This is a genomic window from Microbacterium sp. zg.Y909 (assembly GCF_024626565.1).
This window is the reverse complement of record NZ_JANJFJ010000498.1, coordinates 1-719: the sequence shown is the minus strand read 5'-3', so window position 1 is coordinate 719 and position 719 is coordinate 1. Positions and strand designations below refer to the sequence as shown.

Genomic DNA, 719 nt, shown 5'->3' with positions numbered 1-719 from the left:
GGTTGCTGTGGCCCTCGGATGACGGCCCCGCGACGGCGACGGCACCTACGCCCGCGACGCGCGGCGCCGCGCTGTCGGCAGACATCCCTTCGCAGGCCCCAGCCCCGACCCCGACGCCGGCCGGCGATCCGGTCGCGGCCGCCGAGGCCCTGCTCGCCGCCGCCGCGGCGTGCCTCGACGACGCCTGCCTGAGCGCGCTGCGGGAGTCGCCGGGACGCCCTGCGATCGAGGGCGTGCTCGCGCTGCCGCCCGCCGAACGCCAGATCGCGCTCGTCGACGACTACGGGGGAGTGGCGGTCCTGCGCGTATCGGCGGAGGGGGTCGCGCCCGATCGCCTTCTGGTCATCGTCGACGCCGGCCACACATGGCTGATCCGCGACGCCTACGACGTCGCGGATCAGCTGTGAGAGGTGCCGGGGTCAGATTCCGAGGGAGCCCTCGAAGTCCGCCGCCTCCAGGCGTGCCTTGACCGCACCCAGGAAGCGCGCAGCGTCGGCGCCGTCGACGACACGGTGGTCGTACGACAGTGCGAGGTAGACGTAGGAGCGCACCGAGATGGCATCCTTTCCGTCCACCGACACGATGCCCGGGCGCTTCACGACGATGCCGGTACCCAGGATCGCCGTCTGCGGAAGGAACACCACCGGGGTGTCGAACAGCGCGCCGCGCGATCCGGTGTTGGTCAGCGTGAACGTGCCGCCGGCCAGCTCGTCGGGCTT

At 72.7% G+C, this 719-nt stretch carries 1 protein-coding gene and 1 pseudogene; one reads left to right on the top strand and one right to left on the bottom strand.

Annotated elements, in window-relative coordinates:
- Nucleotides 1-407, top strand: a pseudogene (locus NQ160_RS21935) (hypothetical protein); the annotation flags it as partial.
- 12 nt (nt 408-419) lie between these two features.
- On the opposite strand, the gene NQ160_RS21930 reads toward NQ160_RS21935, so the two are convergent.
- Nucleotides 420-719: 2-oxo acid dehydrogenase subunit E2 (locus NQ160_RS21930; RefSeq protein WP_257517165.1), on the bottom strand; the 300-nt coding region annotated here is incomplete at its 5' end.